We start from the raw sequence: 16,381 nt of genomic DNA on the forward strand, positions 1-16,381 counted from the left end.
CACAATGGATGCGTTTCAAGCGGTAATTCTGGCGGCAATTCAAGGTCTCACTGAATTTTTACCGGTGTCCAGCTCTGGGCATTTGGTGTTGCCTCAGACGCTCCTCGGCTGGGCTGATCAAGGTTTGGCGTTCGACGTTGCAGTACATGTAGGCTCGCTGCTGGCGGTACTTTGGTATTTTCGCGTTGAAGTCGCCGGAATATTAAAAGATTGGTTTGGCAGTTTTTTCGGCGGTGGTCAAAATGAGAATAGCCGCTTGGGGTGGATGGTGATTGTCGCCACTATTCCCGCCGTTGTTGCCGGGCTTATTTTTAATGATTTTATTGAGCTAAATTTGCGAACCGGTTATGTGTTGGCGACTACAACATTGGTTTTTGGTGTGATCTTGGGTCTGGTTGACCGGTACGCCAAACACACCAAGCATATTGCCGATATTGGCTTGCGTATTGCGTTGATTGTTGGTTTTGCCCAAGCCATCGCGCTCATTCCCGGAACGTCGCGTTCGGGCATTACCATTACGGCGGCGCTAATGTTGGGCTTGAGTCGCAGTGACTCCGCACGTTTTTCCTTTTTATTGTCGATGCCAATTATTGCGGCGGCAGGTTCCTACAAGTTATTGGAATTAATCCAGAGCAGTGCCGATGTTCCCTGGGATTTGTTGTTTATTGGTTTTGCTGTGTCGGCGGTGACCGCCTACGCCTGTATTCATGTGTTTATGCGTTGGGTTGAGCGGATGGGAATGATGCCATTTGCGATTTATCGCGTTGTTTTAGCGGGTATTTTGTTTGCGGTCTTGGCTAATTAAGTATTGAAAACACGAGGCTGGATATGAAGGTTTGTTTTATTGGCTTAGGTACTATGGGTTATCCCATGGCCGGTCATTTACAACAAAAAGGTTTTGACTTGTCGGTGTATAACCGCAGCAAAGACAAGGCGCAGCAGTGGTCTACGCAATACCAAATTGCCGCCAGTACTACGCTGGCAAAGGCCGTGGCAGAGGCTGAAATTGTCGCGGTGTGCCTAGGTGCAGACGCGGATGTTCGAGAAGTGTTAGCCGGAGATGGCGGGGTGTTTTCTGCCATGCCTCGTGGTGGCGTAGTAATTGACCACTCGACGACTTCGGCAGCCTTGGCGAGAGAAATGGCTGCTTGCGCTCAAGAGCGCGGCATCTCTTTTATTGATGCGCCAGTATCTGGCGGTGAAGCAGGTGCAATTAACGGTCGTTTGACGGTAATGGCGGGCGGTGATGAAACGGTATTTGCGCGAATTGAACCTGTTTTGGCGGCCTATGCTACTCGTTATCAGTGTTTAGGTCCGGTTGGTTCAGGGCAGTTGGCTAAAATGGTAAATCAAATCTGTATCGCGGGTTTGGTTCAAGGGCTGGCGGAGGGCATGCACTTTGGCGCTGCGGCCGGGCTAGATATGAACGCGGTGCTTGATGTCATTGGTGCTGGCGCCGCTCAATCGTGGCAAATGGATAATCGCGCTAAAACGATGCTCGCTGGTGAGTTTGATTTTGGCTTTGCGGTAGATTGGATGCGTAAAGACCTTGGATATGTGTTGGACGAGGCTAGGCAGCGTAAAATAAGTCTGCCGGTTACCGCGCTGGTCGACCAGTTTTATGGCCAAGTTCAAAATATGGATGGCGGTCAACTCGATACCTCCAGTTTATTACTCGCGTTACAGCAAGGCGCTGAGTCGCGTCGTTAAAGGTTGAAATAAATGAGCGATATACACGGTTTTAATGAAGATTTGCTGCGCTTTTTAGATGCGAGCCCCACGCCATTTCACGCGGTCGAGACCATGGCCATCGCTTTGCGCGCGGCGGGGTTTGAAGCGCTGGATGAACGTGATGAATGGCAGCTCAAACCAGGTGGTCGTTATTTTGTGGTACGCAACGGATCGTCGTTAGTGGCGTTTTCCTGTGGCGAAAGCAATTTATTACAACGCGGCTGGCGAATGGTCGGTGCGCATACTGATAGTCCAAACCTAAAAGTTAAACCGACGCCGGAATTACATCGTCACGGCTATTTTCAGCTTGGCGTGGAGGTTTATGGCGGCGCCTTGCTTAATCCTTGGTTTGATCGGGATTTAGGTTTGGCGGGGCGTGTAAATTATGAAAATAGCCAAGGCGATATGCGTAGCTGTTTGCTGAATATCGCGCGTCCTGTTGGCTTGATCCCCAGTTTGGCAATACATCTTGACCGCGAAGCAAATAATAGCCGGACAGTTAATCCGCAAAAGGATTTGCCCGTAGTGTTGTTGCAAAGCGAGGAGAAGCAGGACTTTCGCGCCTTGTTGGCCGAGGCGTTAGCCGCGCAAGGGGTCGCCGATGTTGCGACGGTGCTGGATTACGAATTAAGCTTTTACGATTGTCAGAATGCCGCAATAGTGGGTTGGAATGGCGATTTTATTGCCAGTGCGCGACTGGATAATTTGCTGTCTTGTTATATTGGTATGCAGGCCTTGTTAAATAGCGATGCCCAGTCTCATACGATATTAGTGTGCAATGATCACGAAGAGGTAGGTAGTCAATCGGCTGTAGGGGCGCAGGGGCCAATGCTGGAGTCGGTGTTGCGCCGGATTGCCGGCGACGAGGTGAGTCTGCAGCGAGCGATGGCGAATTCCATGATGATTTCAGCCGATAATGCTCACGGTATTCACCCTAATTTTAGTGATCGTCACGATGCCAATCACGGCCCCTTGTTAAATGCCGGTCCGGTTATTAAAAATAATGTCAATCAGCGCTACGCCACTAACAGCGACACCAGCTCGCTATTTCGACGCCTGTGCGCAGATGAGGGCATGGCCGTGCAAAGCTTTGTGGTGCGCAGTGATATGGCGTGTGGCAGTACGGTAGGGCCGTTAACTGCGGCGGCACTCGGAGTTAAAACCCTGGATGTTGGCGTGCCAACCTTTGCTATGCATTCGATTAGGGAGCTGGCGGGAAGCCAAGACGCGTTTAAATTAACGAAAGTGTTAGCGGCGTTCTACGGTTTGGCGGAGCTGGGTGTCGCAAACTGACATTCTGTTTGCAACACCGATCCTGGCGTGTAGTTTAGCTGGGGTTAAACGTCGGCTTGCGCTTTTCTTTAAATGCCTTAAGTCCTTCTTTGCCCTGGCTGCTGTTCATGCATTTAGCGATGCCGCGGCTTTCCAACTCGAGCTGGGTTTCGAGGGTGTTGGCATAGCTAGACAGCAATAAAGATTTAATTTCGCCGTGAGCGAGGCTGGGGCCGTCGGCCAATTTACGGGCTAACGTTTGGGCCTCTGTTAACAGCTCGTCGGCTTTGACGACTTTGGTCAGCATTCCCCAGTCAAGTGCTTCTTCGGCACTTAAAACGCGGTTAGTCAACATCAGCTCTTGAGCGCGACGCAGGCCGATCAAGCGCGGTAAAAAGTGAGTTGAACTGCCGTCGGGGCTGGCGCCAATACCAGTATAGGCCATGGTGAACTTGGCAGTGTCGGCGGCGAGAACCAAATCACCAGAAATCGCTAAGCTAAAGCCTGCACCGGCGGCGGTGCCGTTTACGGCAACAATCAGGGGCGCCGACATTCGCGCGAAGCGAGCATTTGCAGAATGCAAATAGGCCGTAATTTCTTTCAGTAATATGCCAATATCATCGCCGGCATTTATGAAACTCATAACATCGCCACCAGCGCAGAACATTTTGCCGCTGGCCGTAATAATCACTGCGCGAATATCCTCGTCTTCATCGCAGCGCATGGCGGCGAGCATCAATTCTCGGGCCATTTCTAAATTTAGGCTATTGGCGGAATCAGGTCGATTTAAAGTGATTGTAGCGACACCATTGGCTTGTTCCCACAACAGGGTTTTATATTGATGCATAGTCATTTCTCAGCGGCTGGAATAAATAATTGCCAAGAGGGTAATGGAGCTTATCGTCTGGGTCAATTTGCTTTATTTTAGCCGACGCGTTTTATAAAGGGTGATACACAAATGCGGGTTTTAGTTTTGTCGGCCTATCACGCCGACAGTCATCGCAGTTGGTTAGACGGCTTGATGCTGCATTTACCAGAACTTAGCTGGACGGTACTGAGCTTGCCGCCACGGTATTTTAGCTGGCGTATTCGCGGCAATAGCTTGACGTGGGCGATGATGAATCGCGAAATTCTTACAGCAGACTACGAGGTGGTCGTAGCGACATCAATGACCGACCTGTCAGCCCTGCGTGGACTGGTTCCTGAGCTTTGTCGTTGGCCAACGCTGGTGTATTTTCATGAGAATCAGTTTGCTTATCCCCAAAGCCAGCTGCAGCGCAAAGGCGTTGAGCCGCAAATACTGAATCTGTATACCGCGCTAGCGGCGGATAAAGTGGTCTTTAATAGTGACTATAATCGCCAGACCATGTTGGACGGCTGCGACCAGCTACTCGCGAAATTGCCGGATTATGCGCCGCGAGAGCAAGTAGCAGCGCTACTTTCTCGTGCTAGCGTTCTGCCAGTGGGGGTTGCTGTTGGCAGTCAAACAATTGCTCTACGGCCTGCGGGTGAGCGGCTTAAAGTACTTTGGAATCACCGCTGGGAGTATGACAAAGGGCCAGACCGTCTACTGGCCTTAATCGCGGAGTGCGACAAACGCGGCTTACCACTGGATATTTATATTGCGGGGCAACAATTCCGGCAGCGGCCCCCGGAATTTGCGCAAATTGAAGTGCTTATTCGACGCAGCAGTAGCCTGACTCTGAATCAGTTTGGCTTTGTAAAAGACGCCCAGCACTACGCAGAGTTGATCATGAGCTGCGACGTGGTGATGTCGACTGCAATTCACGATTTTCAGGGCCTAGCGGTGTTGCAAGCGGCTGCAGCGGGCTGCACGCCATTGGTTCCTGACCGGCTGTGTTATCCCCAGTGGTTTGAGCCAATGTTTCGTTATCCTCACTGCGATGATATTGCCCAAGAGGCGATAGGCGCGAGTGAAAAACTCGTCCATTTTTTGAGCTGCAAGCGTGCGGGCAGTCTGCCTGTGGCTGATGTTGCGGCGCTGACATGGCCGCAACTGGCGCCCTTGTACCGTCAGTTATTACAGTGCTTAGCCGAGGGCTGAAATACATAGTGGAGCTTACTTTGTAGCGGCAATCTGCGGTGACAGCAAGGAGGTGAGCCAGTATCATAAGCGGCTGTAAATTCGCATCATATTCAAGGTCGTTGTGGCGGCCTTATGTATCGGCAATAGGATAATATTATGGGCAAGCAGCGGGTTCTTACCGGTATCACCACCACCGGCACACCCCATTTAGGTAATTACGTGGGGGCGATTCAACCTGCTATTGCGGAAAGCCAGCGCGGTGAGTACGACGCATTTTTCTTTCTGGCCGACTATCACGCGCTTATTAAAAGCCACGAACCGGCCGTGGTTCATCAATCGAGTCGCGAAATTGCCGCAACGTGGCTGGCTCTGGGTCTCGACACCGATGCGACCACCTTTTACCGCCAGTCTGACGTTCCTGAAATTACGGAGTTAAGTTGGATCTTAACTTGTGTGTGTGCCAAGGGCTTGATGAATCGCTCCCATGCCTATAAGGCGGCGGTGCAAGACAATGAGCAAAAGGGTGATGATCCGGACTTTGGCGTAACGATGGGCTTGTTTAGCTATCCGATTTTGATGGCTGCTGACATTTTAACTTTTAACGCCAGTAAAGTGCCGGTTGGTCGCGATCAGATACAGCATCTTGAAATGGCCAGAGATATGGCCCAGCGATTTAATCATCTTTATGGCGACACCTTTGTGTTGCCAGAGGCGGTGGTTGGTGATGACGCTGCGGTACTAAGCGGGCTAGATGGTCGTAAAATGAGTAAAAGCTACGGCAATACCATCCCGCTATTTTTGCCTGAAAAGAAATTGCAAAAGCACATTAATAAAATCAAAACGAATTTGCTGGAACCTGGCGAGCCGAAAGACCCCGACACCTCGACTGTATTTGAAATTTGGCAGGCGTTTGCCAGCCCTGAGCAAACGGCAGAAATGCGAAAAAAATTCGCTGAGGGTATTGCCTGGGGACAGGCTAAAAAGGAACTGTTTGAATTAATTAATGCTCATATTGCGCCAGCCCGCGAACGTTATGACGAGCTTTTGCTCGATGGCGGCCTGCTCGAAGCTGAACTGCTGAAAGGCGCAGCAAAAGCGCGGGCCCACGCCGCGCCGATGTTAGCGAAGGTGCGCAAGGCGGTTGGCTTGGCGGCGTTTTCGTAAGTAGGTCTGCGAGAGTCGCTTTATGCAGAGCACTAATGTTTGGTTTGCGTAAAGCGCAAAGAAGATACGGCCCAATAGGGCCGTATTTAAAGCCTTAGAAGTCGATGCCCAGCTCGATATAAGCTGCGCGGGGTTCACCGGTAAAATAGCGGTAGTTGCCAAAGGCATAATCGGCGCGTTCCGCATAGTCTATACCGGCAATATTGTTTATTCGCAATACCGTATAAACCTGCTCATTTAATTGCTGGCGCCAGCGCACATTACCCAGGGTGTGCCCTTCGTAACGATGCAGATTGTCGCCATCCAAGAAGTAATCGCCCTGATACTGCACTTCAAATTCAAAAGTACTGCTGATAAATGGCTGCCAACGCAGACGGGTGCTCGCTAGTTGACGGGGCGCGGTGTCCAGTTCATTGCCTTCTGGCGCCAGCGCGTCATTGCCGTACTGGTGCTTGCTATAGCTGGCCTGTAGCTGCCACTGTAGAGTTTGGCTGAGCTGCCAATTAAAATCAGCTTCAATGCCGCGATCTAGGGTTTTGCCACCGTTGATATTACGGCGGGTGCTGTCTTGAATAATGACATCGTCTTTCTGCATCCAATACAGGGCTACCCGGTAGTTCAATGCAGGCCAAATTCCCCGAAAACCAAATTCCACACTATTCAGAGACTCTTCGTCGAGATCAGCATTGAGCTGCTGTGCCTGTAAGCGATATAACTCTGCTGCTTGGGGAGCGCGAAAGCCGTGGCTGGCGTTGGCTATAAGGTCGGTATTGGCGCTAAGGCTTTGAATAATGCCGGCGTTAAAGGAGCTGTTTTTAAAATGCTCTTTGTCATCTGTTGGGCGAGCGTAACGGCAGCCACTCGGGAGGCAAGCGCTGCCATCAGCCGCGGTATTGCCGCTAATCATATTGTTTTGGTAATCGTAAAATTGCAGGTCGTAGCGCGCGCCAAAATTAATTTTGGTGTTTTTTGCCGCCTGCCAATCACCGCCCACAAACCACGCAGCATAGAATGCATCGACATCGTAGTCATAGTGTTGGCCGGTCGGGAAGGGGCCGACGCCTGGGAGCGCTTGGCTTTGTTCTAAATAAGCGCTAGTAAGCTCCATGTCGAAGCCATTGTAGAGTGTCACGTTTTCACTGTAGTTTTGGTAGAAAGCGGTTTGTACGCCCACACTGCGTTCACCATTTTCCTCAAGGGGCGTGCCTGGAAGAAAGTGCTGTAGAAAGGCCATTTCGGTAAAGCGTGCATAGGGGGTGACGACAAATCGCGAATCTTTGTCGCCTTCACGTTCAAAGCGGCTATAAAAGCGGACACTCTGACTATTGCGGAAGGCCTCAGGATTGGGGTTTTCACGCTTACGGCTGGCATCTTTGTAGGCGTCTTTACCAATCAGGTAGCCCGCTGTTTCTTGATTTAAATTACTGGCAGACAACAGGGATTGAATTGTCCATATATCACCTTGGAAATCATGACGAAAATTGAGCTTCTGTTGATCGAAGCCAGAATCGTCTTTATAGCCGCCATCGTGGTTGCCTTGAGCACTCAGGCGGTAGCCATGCTTGCCGTTAGTATCGCTGTGGCTAAATTTTACGCGGCCATAGTCATCTGGGCCACCTTCCAGTGAAAGATGTGTCTCAGCTTCTTCGGAGGGCGCGGCGCTAATGATATTTATTACGCCATTTAAGGCATTTGAGCCGTGAACGGCGGTACCTGGGCCACGAATGACTTCGATGCGCTCGGCTTGCTCGGCATTGACGTCAAATAAGGCATTCACATTACAAAAGCCGGGGGCGCGCAGGGGAATACCATCTTCAGCAAAATAGAATGCACCGCAACTGCCTGCGCCAGTAAGTACCGCCGAGCGAATGGCGGTGAGGTGCTCTTGCCCATTGCCGCGACTGATCCATACGCCGGGAGTTTGGCTCAGAATTTCACTGATGTGAGTGTGGCCGATATTGTCGATGTCTTGTTTGTCGATAACACTGATGGCCAGGCTCTGTTCTCGTATTTGCTTCTCTATACGATCTGCGGTCACGGAGACAACTTCTTGGGCCGGTTCAGTGTTGGACTCGGCGGCCACGCCGGTATTCGGTAGCAGGCAGAATGCCAGAGCAAGGGGGCTTAATTGTTTTGTTATCATTGCTGAGACTGTCCTTTAATTGAATCTGCTGAACTAGGGATTGTCGCGTTTTTCATAATGAATAAATAGGCCTTCGGCGGTACTTAGTAGCTCTTCTACGCAATAGCATTGGCCTTCGATGTGAATTTGCCGTTCATCGATTTTACTAATTTGGCAGCTAAAGCGCAGGGGCTTGAAGAGTGGGGTGGGCTTGAGATAGTTAATTCGTAGGCTAGCGGTAAAGCCGGGGGTGCCATTGGCAATGCCGCAATAGGCTAAAACTTGGTCGTATACCCCACTGATTATGCCGCCATGCACGCAATTGGGTGGGCCCTGATGAATAAGACCAAACTCGCCCTCGGCGACCACCGTATCGTCGACGCTATAGATCTTAAGTTTGGCCGCAATCGGGTTGAAGTATCCGCTAAACGGGCTGCAGGGTAGAATTTTACGTAAATCATTACCGTAGTCTGGGTCGTAGAATTCTAATATCTTGCGATTACTAAGCTTCATCATTTTTTGATTTAGCTGCTGTAATGTCGATTCAATTTCGGCCAGTTCACTGCTGGTGCCGCCTAGGGTTTGGCTCGCTTCTATGCTTATGCTGAGCTGCTCTATGATCCCTTTTAGTTGTTGGCGCTGTGATTCGCTTGCCGGCATCGATAAATTTGCTCGTGAGTGAATTATTGAGCGCCTGAGTGTAATAGCCCTTAAGGCGATTGGAAAGCGCAGGACCGTCGCAAAGGCTAAAATTTCGGGATTACCGTTGCAGTCATCGTCCTCGGTTACCCACTTCTCATATCTAAGCAGGAAGGGGCTTATTGGGATATCCTAACAAGCTTGGATGTGATTGATATCGGTTTGGTCCTTAATGTTATTTTTAGCGAAATTGGCAATATGTTAAAAAAATGTCCGCCTACTTTATTACTACTGTTTTTCTTGGTTGCGGCAACCGAGAGTCAGGCCCATTCCTTTGGTGTTGTTTATACCTTGCCATTACCCTTCTGGCTGTATGCCTGGGGCGCCGTGGCCGCCTTGGTTACGTCTTTTTTGGTTTTGATTTTTGTTGATCGAGAGCGGCTGCTTACTCGCGAGGGGAGTACGCGCGATATCGGCGACACGGCCCTGATCAAGCTCCTTAAGCGTTGGCAATTGCTGAAATTATTGAAACTGTTTAGTCTTGGCAGTTTGCTTTTTTGCATTGCAACGGGCTTTTGGGGCGTTCGCAGTCCCTATGGCAATTTCAATATGACGTTTTTTTGGATTGTTTTTGTTTTGGGCTTTAGCTACGCAACGGTAGTCTTTGGCAATCTCTACGCAGCAATAAATCCTTGGCAATTCATGATCGATATTCTCGCTAGGATCAAACCTAGTCTGCTGCGCGGCTGTGTGGGCTATCCGAGTTTCTTGGCGTTTTGGCCCGCACTGTTTCTGTATATTGGGTTTATTTGGTTCGAGTTGTTTGCTCAAAATACGCCATTTACGCTGGCGGTGCTATTAACGGGCTATACCGCATTAAATATTCTTGGGGTGGCCTTAATCGGCCGTCACAATTGGTTTGAGTATTGTGAGTTTTTTAGCGTTTTCTTTAGACTCCTTGCGGTCATGGCGCCCATCGACTACAAACCGAGCGATGCACACGGCGAGGGCGGGCATTTGCGTCTACGTATTCCCTTTAGCGGCGTGCTTGCTGAACCACCGAAGCAGTTAAGTTTATTGGTTTTTGTTTTGTTCATGTTGTCCTCTACGGCCTTTGACGGCCTTCACGAAACAGTGGTGTGGAAAAAATTATTTTGGCTGGATTTTTACCACGGATTTTTACAATACTGGACCGACACTAATCCATTTGTTGCTTTTGCGGCAATGTCGCGCTTGTACAGCTATTGGCAAGGTCTGTGTTTACTGTTGTCACCATTTTTATATTTATTGGTGTTTGCTGCTTTTATTGCAATGGGCAAATTTATTACTAAATCGCCGGTGCCGGTTAAGGTCTTACTGTTTAGGTTTAGCTATTCGTTACTGCCCATTGCGCTGGTTTATCATGTTGCCCATTACTACACCTTGATTCAAACCCAGGGCATTAAAATCGTCAGTTTGGTGTCGGACCCTTTTGGTTGGGGCAGTAATTGGTTTGGCACCGCAAACTGGTTGCAGCGCGTTTTCATTCCCGATACCTCCACAACATGGCATGTCCAACTGACCTTAATTATTGCGGGGCATATTGCCAGTGTTTACGTCTCCCATGTGCTGGCATTGCGCAGCTTTGTAAGCTCGCGTAATGCGACGCTGAGTCAGTTGCCTTTGCTGCTGCTAATGCTCGTGTTTACGGTAAGTGGTTTGTGGATATTGTCACAGCCTATCGGAAGCTAAGATCTAAAAAAGCCCGCAATTGCGGGCTGGATAAAGCGCTAAATTGAGTGGTTTACGGTGCGTAGCTACCGATTGGTGGAGCGGGGCGTAAGATGGCTGGTGCGGTCGCCGGAATATTCTTTAAACCATTGGCTTGAATTGCTGCGCTGGCCAATTCGGTGCGCTTCCATGTTTGCAAAAACACTTCAGCTGAGTTGAATAAATGCCGAACTTGGCTGGCGGCATTGGGGCTGTCGAGAACAATTTCTTTTACGAAATCACTGAGCATGCCGTAGTGGGCATTGCCGTCAAGATCTTCATGCCAGGTACGGCTAATATTGCCATCAGCATCAATGCTATTGGGCTGCTCAAAGCTGACGACCGAGGTATTATCGAATTCCGTCATGGTGTTGAACGGTGCGCCGCTAAATAGGGTGAAGGGATACTCAATGGGATTTGCCGGGTTGTTGCGCGGCCCGGTTTGGGCCGATAGGCCATTGGTGTCGGTGCCGTAGCCAAAGCCAAACAGTAATGAAGGCTTGCCCGCGCTGGCGCGTTTGGTCATTGCGTTGGCGTAAATGCCCACGGTTTCGTTCATGTCTTCCCTAAAGCCCTTGCTGGAACCATTGCTGGGGTACAGTATGCCGCCATTCGCGATGAGGCGAGTCGCTTGATCTATGGTGGTGCCGCCAAACGTGCCGTGAGTAGACACGAATGGGTAAACGGGAGTTTGTGCTTCCGCTAGCTCTAGGGCTTGGGTTTTCATCCCCATTTCCATGTGATCCCAGTCAAAGATAAAGCCCATTTCCATCATTTTACCGTAGGTGTATAAGCCTGCAGGCGTCATCCAGCGGGCATTACATTGGCGAACATCGGCGGGGTAGCAGGGCGTTGTTCCGCCAGAGCGGCCATCTTGCCCAGTTGGTATGCAGGCGGGCTGCGGCAGGTAGCTTTGAGTGCTACCGCCAGTGCTGCCCCAGAGATAGCCAGTAAATCCAGGTGTTTTGCCTTCTTCTGGGCAATTGTAGGTCGTCCACCATTCGCCAGTGGCCAGCTCGGTTGTAGGTAAATTGCTGACTAGTTCAGTAAATTGCGCTTCATTTGGCTGGCCACTAAATAAACTGGTGAGTCCGGCGAGGTCTCCAGACGGTATGCCGCCGCTGTTTTCACGGGTGCCGAGGTTTAAGATTAAGCCGTCAAATATGCCGTTGCCGCCAAAGGCATTGTCAAATTCGTGAATGGAAATAATTTGCCGTACGCCCCAGTCGTGAACCCGCTGCATTTGCGTAACGATGGAGTTGGGCTTGCCTTCTTCCACCGTGCATTCATAACTGTTTTCCGGAAAGCCGCTGCCGTCTTCTTCATGGGGACGCTGCTGGCGGAGGGGGTTAAATTTTAGTTTACAGTCGAATAAATTAGAAATTTCTATGCCGAGGACCACGGCAATTTTGCCGTCTTCAATGACTGCGCGAGCTTCATCTGACGTGTGCACAATTTGGAAAAAGCCTTTGCCGGGACCACCGTATTGGGCGTCGATATAATTTTCCATGGCGTACATGGTGCCAGCCTGTCGACCGGCGTTATTCATTGAATTGCAATCTTGGGTGAGGTCGCCAGAGACATTGCGCTGTAATTCACAGAGGGTTTCATTGTCGACCAAATCGTTGACGATAACGCGTAAGCCGCCGGCCCAAGCGCGCTCCAACCATTTCCAGTAAATCGCCTCGTGAATTAAATTGTCGCGCTTTGGCCATTCGCTAAACGTTGGCCAGCCATCAGTAGCGTGACCATTAGGGTTCATGCTAAATAGCCCGCCGACGACGTCGCGGCGGCCATCGTCACCGTGGTCTACAGCGCAATTGCCCAGTGCTTGTTCTACACCAAATTTATGGAAGGGTTTGCCCCAGTGAGCGCCGCCCAGAAATTCAGTGGCACTAATATGTACGTGAACATCGGCGTGGCCGAGTACCGTACCGTCGGGTTGGGTGCCTTTAAACGGTTGGCCGCTGAAATTGCTCTGGGCTTCGGGGAAGGTTTCGCAATTTGCTGCCGCTTCGAAAATGAAGGCTTCGTTGGCGGGGGCGCTGCCGGGTGCAACGGTTTGGACTTTGCCGGTATCGTCAATTGCTAAGTTCCGATTGAGTGCGCTGGCACTAATCGTAAAAGTGTCGGCCTTGATGTCTGGGTCAACAAAACCGTGCCAATTTGCCACTTGTTCTGGGCTTGGTTCTACATGATAAGCCGGTGTTTCTGGGTAATCAGTGGTGTCGCCACTGGCCAAAACCCGCCATTCGGCACTGTCATTGGCACTGGCGCTAGGGAGGTTAGTTAAGGTTGGTGTGCTGCCTGCCGCCATTAGCTGCCGACTGCTGTTATAGAACATATAGCTGCCCAGTGCGGTCGGTTTTAGGTAAAACCCTTCAGCGCTAGCGCTGTCGGTAGCCGTGGCGCTGTAATTACTTCCGTCAGCGACTAAATATTTGCCGTTGCCGGCGGCCTTTACTACCCAGCAGGCGTTGCTCATTTGATAGCGGCTTAACCGTGGGTCAAGTGGTGGGTCAGTTTCGTCGTTGTCTTGGTCGTTGCTGCAGCCGGGGTCAGCGCTGTCAATTAGGGTGTCTTGGTCATTGTCTAGACCGTCGCTACATTGAGGGCTGGGCGTTGTCGGCGTGGAAGGCCGGCTGCTACTCGAGGAGCTTCCACCGCAGGCGGCAAGGGAGCTAATAATAATGGCTGCAAGCAGCGCCTTAGGTAATTGATGCATTGCAAGACTCCGGTAAAAGCTGCGATTTTCGCTAATACTCGATGTTACAGCACTGTAACAAAGAATGCGATGAAGGCGTTCGACTGCTTGATGCAGACCAATGCGTCATCGTGGAAAAAGGACGGCGAATTGTCTACTCGGCTTTTCCGCAATTGACAGTGCCCGGTTTCGGCAGTTGGGGGCTCTTCATCATTAACGGGGGACACCGGCATTCATTAAACTGAATTTGCGAAGAAACAGTTTGATGGAGAATACCGATGTCCCACGCAGGAAGAATTATAGGCATACCTGGCCTTGAGATTGAACGGGTAGTCCGCAGGAAAGGGATCGAAGTCTGGGCAAAGCCTGTGCACAGGCCGCCTTGTAAGCATTGTCAGGGCAATGGCCTGAGGATTAAAGCCACGCATCTCAGGACGGTGAAGCACACTCGTCAGGGGAATCAAGTGATGACCTTGCACCTTCGAGTACCCAAGTACCATTGCCAGGAGTGTAAGCGCTATTTTCGTCACGCCTTTACCGGTATTCGTCCGCGTTTTCGCGCTTCAGAAGCCTATCGACTGGAAGTGTTCGAAGCCCACGATGGCGGTGTAACGCAGCGCAAGTTGTCTCGAACCCATCAAATCAGCCCAGCGACGGTAGAGCGTTGGTATCAGCACCATATTAAGCAAAAGCGTTCCGAGGGGGATCGCCGATATTGCCCTCGCGTATTAGGGATAGATGAGCATTTCTTTACCCGTAAAAAGGGTTATGCGACCACGCTTACCGACCTCAAGAATCACAAAGTGTTTGATGTCCAACTAGGACGATCAGAATTGAGTTTGCGCCGCTATTTAAAGGCCCTTGAGGGACGAGAGCGCGTTCAGGTTGTGGTGATGGATCTCTCGGAAACGTACCGCAGCATTGCCCGCCGCTACTTTCCCAATGCCGCGATCGTGGCTGACCGATTCCATGTGGTCAGGCTTATTAACCAGCACTTTTTAAGTGTCTGGAAGCAGCATGATCCTGAGGGCAGAAAGAACCGCGGTTTGATCAGTTTAATGCGTCGCCATCAATGGAATTTGCGGGATGAGCAGCACGCCAACCTTATGCAGTATTTGGCTGAGTACCCAGTGCTGCAAGCACTGTATGTGGCCAAGCAACGATTAATCCGATTTGTGTTGCTCAAGACCCTGACGCGCAAGAAAGCCAGCATCAAGTTGCCGGTATTCATGAAATTGCTTGATGAGCTAGCTGAGAGCCCGCTACGAGCGCTAGCTAACACATTGCGCTCCTGGTTGAAGCCCATTGTGGCCATGTGGCGATTTAGTAAAAGTAACGGAATAACTGAGGGCTTCCACAACAAAATGGAAATGATGACACGACGAGCGTATGGTTTTAGAAACTTTGAAAATTACAGGATGAGAGTGCTGGCCCACTGCGGGTGGGACGGAGTGATTAACAGGGTTTGATGAGTGCTATCCCCCGATAATGGGGTAGAGCCCAGTTGGGGAGGGGGTTGCTGATTTGTAGAAATAAAAAAACCGCCAATAGAGGCGGTTTTTTTATTGCCGAGAGACATGCTCTCCGCTAGCTGCAAGTAATTGATACCGCAGCGTATTTTGGTACCAGTGGGCGGACTCGAACCGCCACTCCCGAGGGAACCAGATTTTGAATCTAGCGTGTCTACCAATTTCACCACACTGGCATGTGATTGGGGCGCGATTATAGCAAGCTTTTCTCTGGGGTCAATCGACCATGACAGTTTTCTTAATATATCTGCAATTTAAGTGCTGAAACTCGGGAGTTGCTTGCCTCGGTGGAGTCTTTTGACAAATTCCGCTAATCTTGCGCCCTTCCAAATGAAAGCAGACATTATGCGGCGCAGCGACTTTAATTTTGAGCTTCCCGAAAGCCTCATCGCCTATTATCCAATGCCAGAGCGCGATGCCAGTCGTTTATTGGTATTGAATTCCCAGCAACAATGCGAGCATCGTCAGTTTAAGGCGCTGCCGGATTATTTGCGGGCGGGTGATTTACTGGTTTTTAATAATACGCGGGTAATTCCTGCCAGGCTATTTGCCACCAAAGAAAGCGGTGGCCGAATTGAAATATTGGTTGAGCGGATTGTCGACGAATATCGCGTGTTAGCGCATGTGCGCTCGAGCAAGTCGCCAAAGGCTGGCGCGACGCTCTGGCTCGCAGCAAATAATACCGATGCCCCCGGCACAGAGTCTGTTGCCGTCCTTGGTCGCCACGATGCGCTATTTGAACTTGAATTTGCTGAGCCGGTGTTGACGGTTTTGTCTCGTTTAGGGCATATGCCGCTGCCGCCATATATAGAAAGAGAGGATGCTGCCGAGGATCGCGAGCGTTATCAAACAGTTTACGCGAGCCGCGATGGCGCGGTAGCAGCGCCAACGGCAGGTCTGCACTTTACGGAAAACTTAATTCAGCAGTGTGTGGCAAAAGGCGTCGAACTTGCCTTTGTGACCTTGCACGTGGGGGCGGGTACGTTTCAGCCAGTGCGCGCCGATGATATTCGCGACCATCAAATGCATGCTGAATATATTGAAGTACCTGAGGAAGTTGCTGAGCAAGTGCGCGCCACCCGTGTTCGAGGCGGTCGCGTAGTGGCGGTGGGTACAACAAGTGTTCGCAGTTTGGAGTCCGCCTCGCAATCCGGCGAGATTGCGGCCTTTGCCGGTGATAGCCGCATTTTTATTTACCCAGGTTACCAATTTCGCAGTGTCGATATGATGGTAACGAATTTTCATTTGCCGGAATCGACTTTGATCATGCTCGTTAGCGCCTTTGCAGGCCAAGCTGCTGTGCTAAATGCCTATCGCGAAGCGGTGGCCGAGCAGTACCGATTTTTTAGCTATGGTGATGCCATGTTGGTGTTTCCCGCTACTAATACCGAGATAACAGGAAATACTGTATGAGCGACTGTCGC

Annotated in this window: 12 protein-coding genes and 1 tRNA gene; 8 read left to right on the plus strand and 5 right to left on the minus strand. The window is 50.6% G+C overall.

The features are described from left to right. The first annotated feature begins 4 nt into the window (after positions 1 to 4). Genes AZF00_RS07265 through AZF00_RS07275 form a run of 3 tightly spaced genes read left to right on the plus strand, consistent with a single transcriptional unit; the run spans position 5 to position 3,024 of the window. Positions 5 to 805 carry an undecaprenyl-diphosphate phosphatase gene (locus AZF00_RS07265; RefSeq protein WP_008247428.1) on the plus strand — a complete coding sequence of 267 codons (801 nt, stop codon included), beginning with the start codon at positions 5 to 7 and terminating at the stop codon, positions 803 to 805. A gap of 23 nt (positions 806 to 828) precedes the next feature. Next, complete coding sequence (locus AZF00_RS07270) at positions 829 to 1,710, plus strand: NAD(P)-dependent oxidoreductase (protein ID WP_008247430.1); 882 nt, start codon at positions 829 to 831, stop codon at positions 1,708 to 1,710. 12 nt (positions 1,711 to 1,722) lie between these two features. Further along, positions 1,723 to 3,024, plus strand: a complete 1,302-nt coding sequence (locus AZF00_RS07275) for a M18 family aminopeptidase (protein WP_008247432.1) — start codon at positions 1,723 to 1,725, stop codon at positions 3,022 to 3,024. 34 nt (positions 3,025 to 3,058) lie between these two features. Here AZF00_RS07275 and AZF00_RS07280 read toward each other — a convergent pair whose 3' ends face one another. Continuing rightward, entirely contained in the window at positions 3,059 to 3,850 is a 792-nt protein-coding gene (locus AZF00_RS07280; protein WP_008247434.1) for an enoyl-CoA hydratase/isomerase family protein, read from the minus strand. 111 nt (positions 3,851 to 3,961) lie between these two features. On the opposite strand from AZF00_RS07280, the gene AZF00_RS07285 reads away from it, so the two are divergent. Together AZF00_RS07285 and trpS are read left to right on the plus strand one after the other, a co-directional pair. After that, positions 3,962 to 5,068: a tRNA-queuosine alpha-mannosyltransferase domain-containing protein gene (locus tag AZF00_RS07285; RefSeq protein ID WP_008247436.1), complete on the plus strand. Its 1,107-nt coding sequence runs from the start codon at positions 3,962 to 3,964 to the stop codon at positions 5,066 to 5,068. Between the two features lie 138 nt (positions 5,069 to 5,206). Continuing rightward, positions 5,207 to 6,214, plus strand: a complete 1,008-nt coding sequence (gene trpS / locus AZF00_RS07290) for a tryptophan--tRNA ligase (protein ID WP_008247438.1) — start codon at positions 5,207 to 5,209, stop codon at positions 6,212 to 6,214. A gap of 94 nt (positions 6,215 to 6,308) precedes the next feature. Here the strand turns inward: trpS and AZF00_RS07295 are convergent, their stop codons facing one another. Both AZF00_RS07295 and AZF00_RS07300 read right to left on the minus strand, forming a co-directional pair. Further along, the gene (locus tag AZF00_RS07295) at positions 6,309 to 8,357 is read right to left on the minus strand and encodes a TonB-dependent receptor (RefSeq protein WP_008247440.1); all 2,049 of its coding nucleotides are present in this window, start codon (positions 8,355 to 8,357) and stop codon (positions 6,309 to 6,311) included. A gap of 33 nt (positions 8,358 to 8,390) precedes the next feature. Next, positions 8,391 to 8,996: a PaaI family thioesterase gene (locus AZF00_RS07300; protein WP_008247442.1), complete on the minus strand. Its 606-nt coding sequence runs from the start codon at positions 8,994 to 8,996 to the stop codon at positions 8,391 to 8,393. Positions 8,997 to 9,182: 186 nt separating this feature from the next. On the opposite strand from AZF00_RS07300, the gene AZF00_RS07305 reads away from it, so the two are divergent. Further along, on the plus strand, positions 9,183 to 10,706 hold the full coding sequence (locus AZF00_RS07305; protein ID WP_008247443.1) for a hypothetical protein: 1,524 nt from the start codon (positions 9,183 to 9,185) through the stop codon (positions 10,704 to 10,706). Between the two features lie 52 nt (positions 10,707 to 10,758). Here AZF00_RS07305 and AZF00_RS07310 read toward each other — a convergent pair whose 3' ends face one another. After that, on the minus strand, positions 10,759 to 13,449 hold the full coding sequence (locus AZF00_RS07310; RefSeq protein WP_008247445.1) for a hypothetical protein: 2,691 nt from the start codon (positions 13,447 to 13,449) through the stop codon (positions 10,759 to 10,761). Between the two features lie 257 nt (positions 13,450 to 13,706). Between AZF00_RS07310 and AZF00_RS07315 the strand changes: the two genes are divergently transcribed. After that, on the plus strand, positions 13,707 to 14,897 hold the full coding sequence (locus tag AZF00_RS07315; protein WP_062382734.1) for an ISL3 family transposase: 1,191 nt from the start codon (positions 13,707 to 13,709) through the stop codon (positions 14,895 to 14,897). Positions 14,898 to 15,048: 151 nt separating this feature from the next. Here the strand turns inward: AZF00_RS07315 and AZF00_RS07320 are convergent. Next, positions 15,049 to 15,133 (minus strand) — tRNA-Leu (locus AZF00_RS07320). 169 nt (positions 15,134 to 15,302) lie between these two features. Here AZF00_RS07320 and queA point away from each other — a divergent pair. Continuing rightward, positions 15,303 to 16,370: a tRNA preQ1(34) S-adenosylmethionine ribosyltransferase-isomerase QueA gene (gene queA, locus AZF00_RS07325; protein WP_040802844.1), complete on the plus strand. Its 1,068-nt coding sequence runs from the start codon at positions 15,303 to 15,305 to the stop codon at positions 16,368 to 16,370. Positions 16,371 to 16,381 lie beyond the last annotated feature (11 nt).

It is taken from the genome of Zhongshania aliphaticivorans, assembly GCF_001586255.1.
Taxonomy (GTDB): Bacteria; Pseudomonadota; Gammaproteobacteria; order Pseudomonadales; family Spongiibacteraceae; genus Spongiibacter; species Spongiibacter aliphaticivorans.

Coding starts and splice junctions, on each gene's coding strand:
- AZF00_RS07265 (WP_008247428.1), top strand. CDS start 5: ATGGATGCGTTTCAAGCGGTAATTCTGGCGGCAATTCAAGGTCTCACT.
- AZF00_RS07270 (WP_008247430.1), top strand. CDS start 829: ATGAAGGTTTGTTTTATTGGCTTAGGTACTATGGGTTATCCCATGGCC.
- AZF00_RS07275 (WP_008247432.1), top strand. CDS start 1,723: ATGAGCGATATACACGGTTTTAATGAAGATTTGCTGCGCTTTTTAGAT.
- AZF00_RS07280 (WP_008247434.1), bottom strand. CDS start 3,850: ATGCATCAATATAAAACCCTGTTGTGGGAACAAGCCAATGGTGTCGCT.
- AZF00_RS07285 (WP_008247436.1), top strand. CDS start 3,962: ATGCGGGTTTTAGTTTTGTCGGCCTATCACGCCGACAGTCATCGCAGT.
- trpS (WP_008247438.1), top strand. CDS start 5,207: ATGGGCAAGCAGCGGGTTCTTACCGGTATCACCACCACCGGCACACCC.
- AZF00_RS07295 (WP_008247440.1), bottom strand. CDS start 8,357: ATGATAACAAAACAATTAAGCCCCCTTGCTCTGGCATTCTGCCTGCTA.
- AZF00_RS07300 (WP_008247442.1), bottom strand. CDS start 8,996: ATGCCGGCAAGCGAATCACAGCGCCAACAACTAAAAGGGATCATAGAG.
- AZF00_RS07310 (WP_008247445.1), bottom strand. CDS start 13,449: ATGCATCAATTACCTAAGGCGCTGCTTGCAGCCATTATTATTAGCTCC.
- AZF00_RS07315 (WP_062382734.1), top strand. CDS start 13,707: ATGTCCCACGCAGGAAGAATTATAGGCATACCTGGCCTTGAGATTGAA.
- queA (WP_040802844.1), top strand. CDS start 15,303: ATGCGGCGCAGCGACTTTAATTTTGAGCTTCCCGAAAGCCTCATCGCC.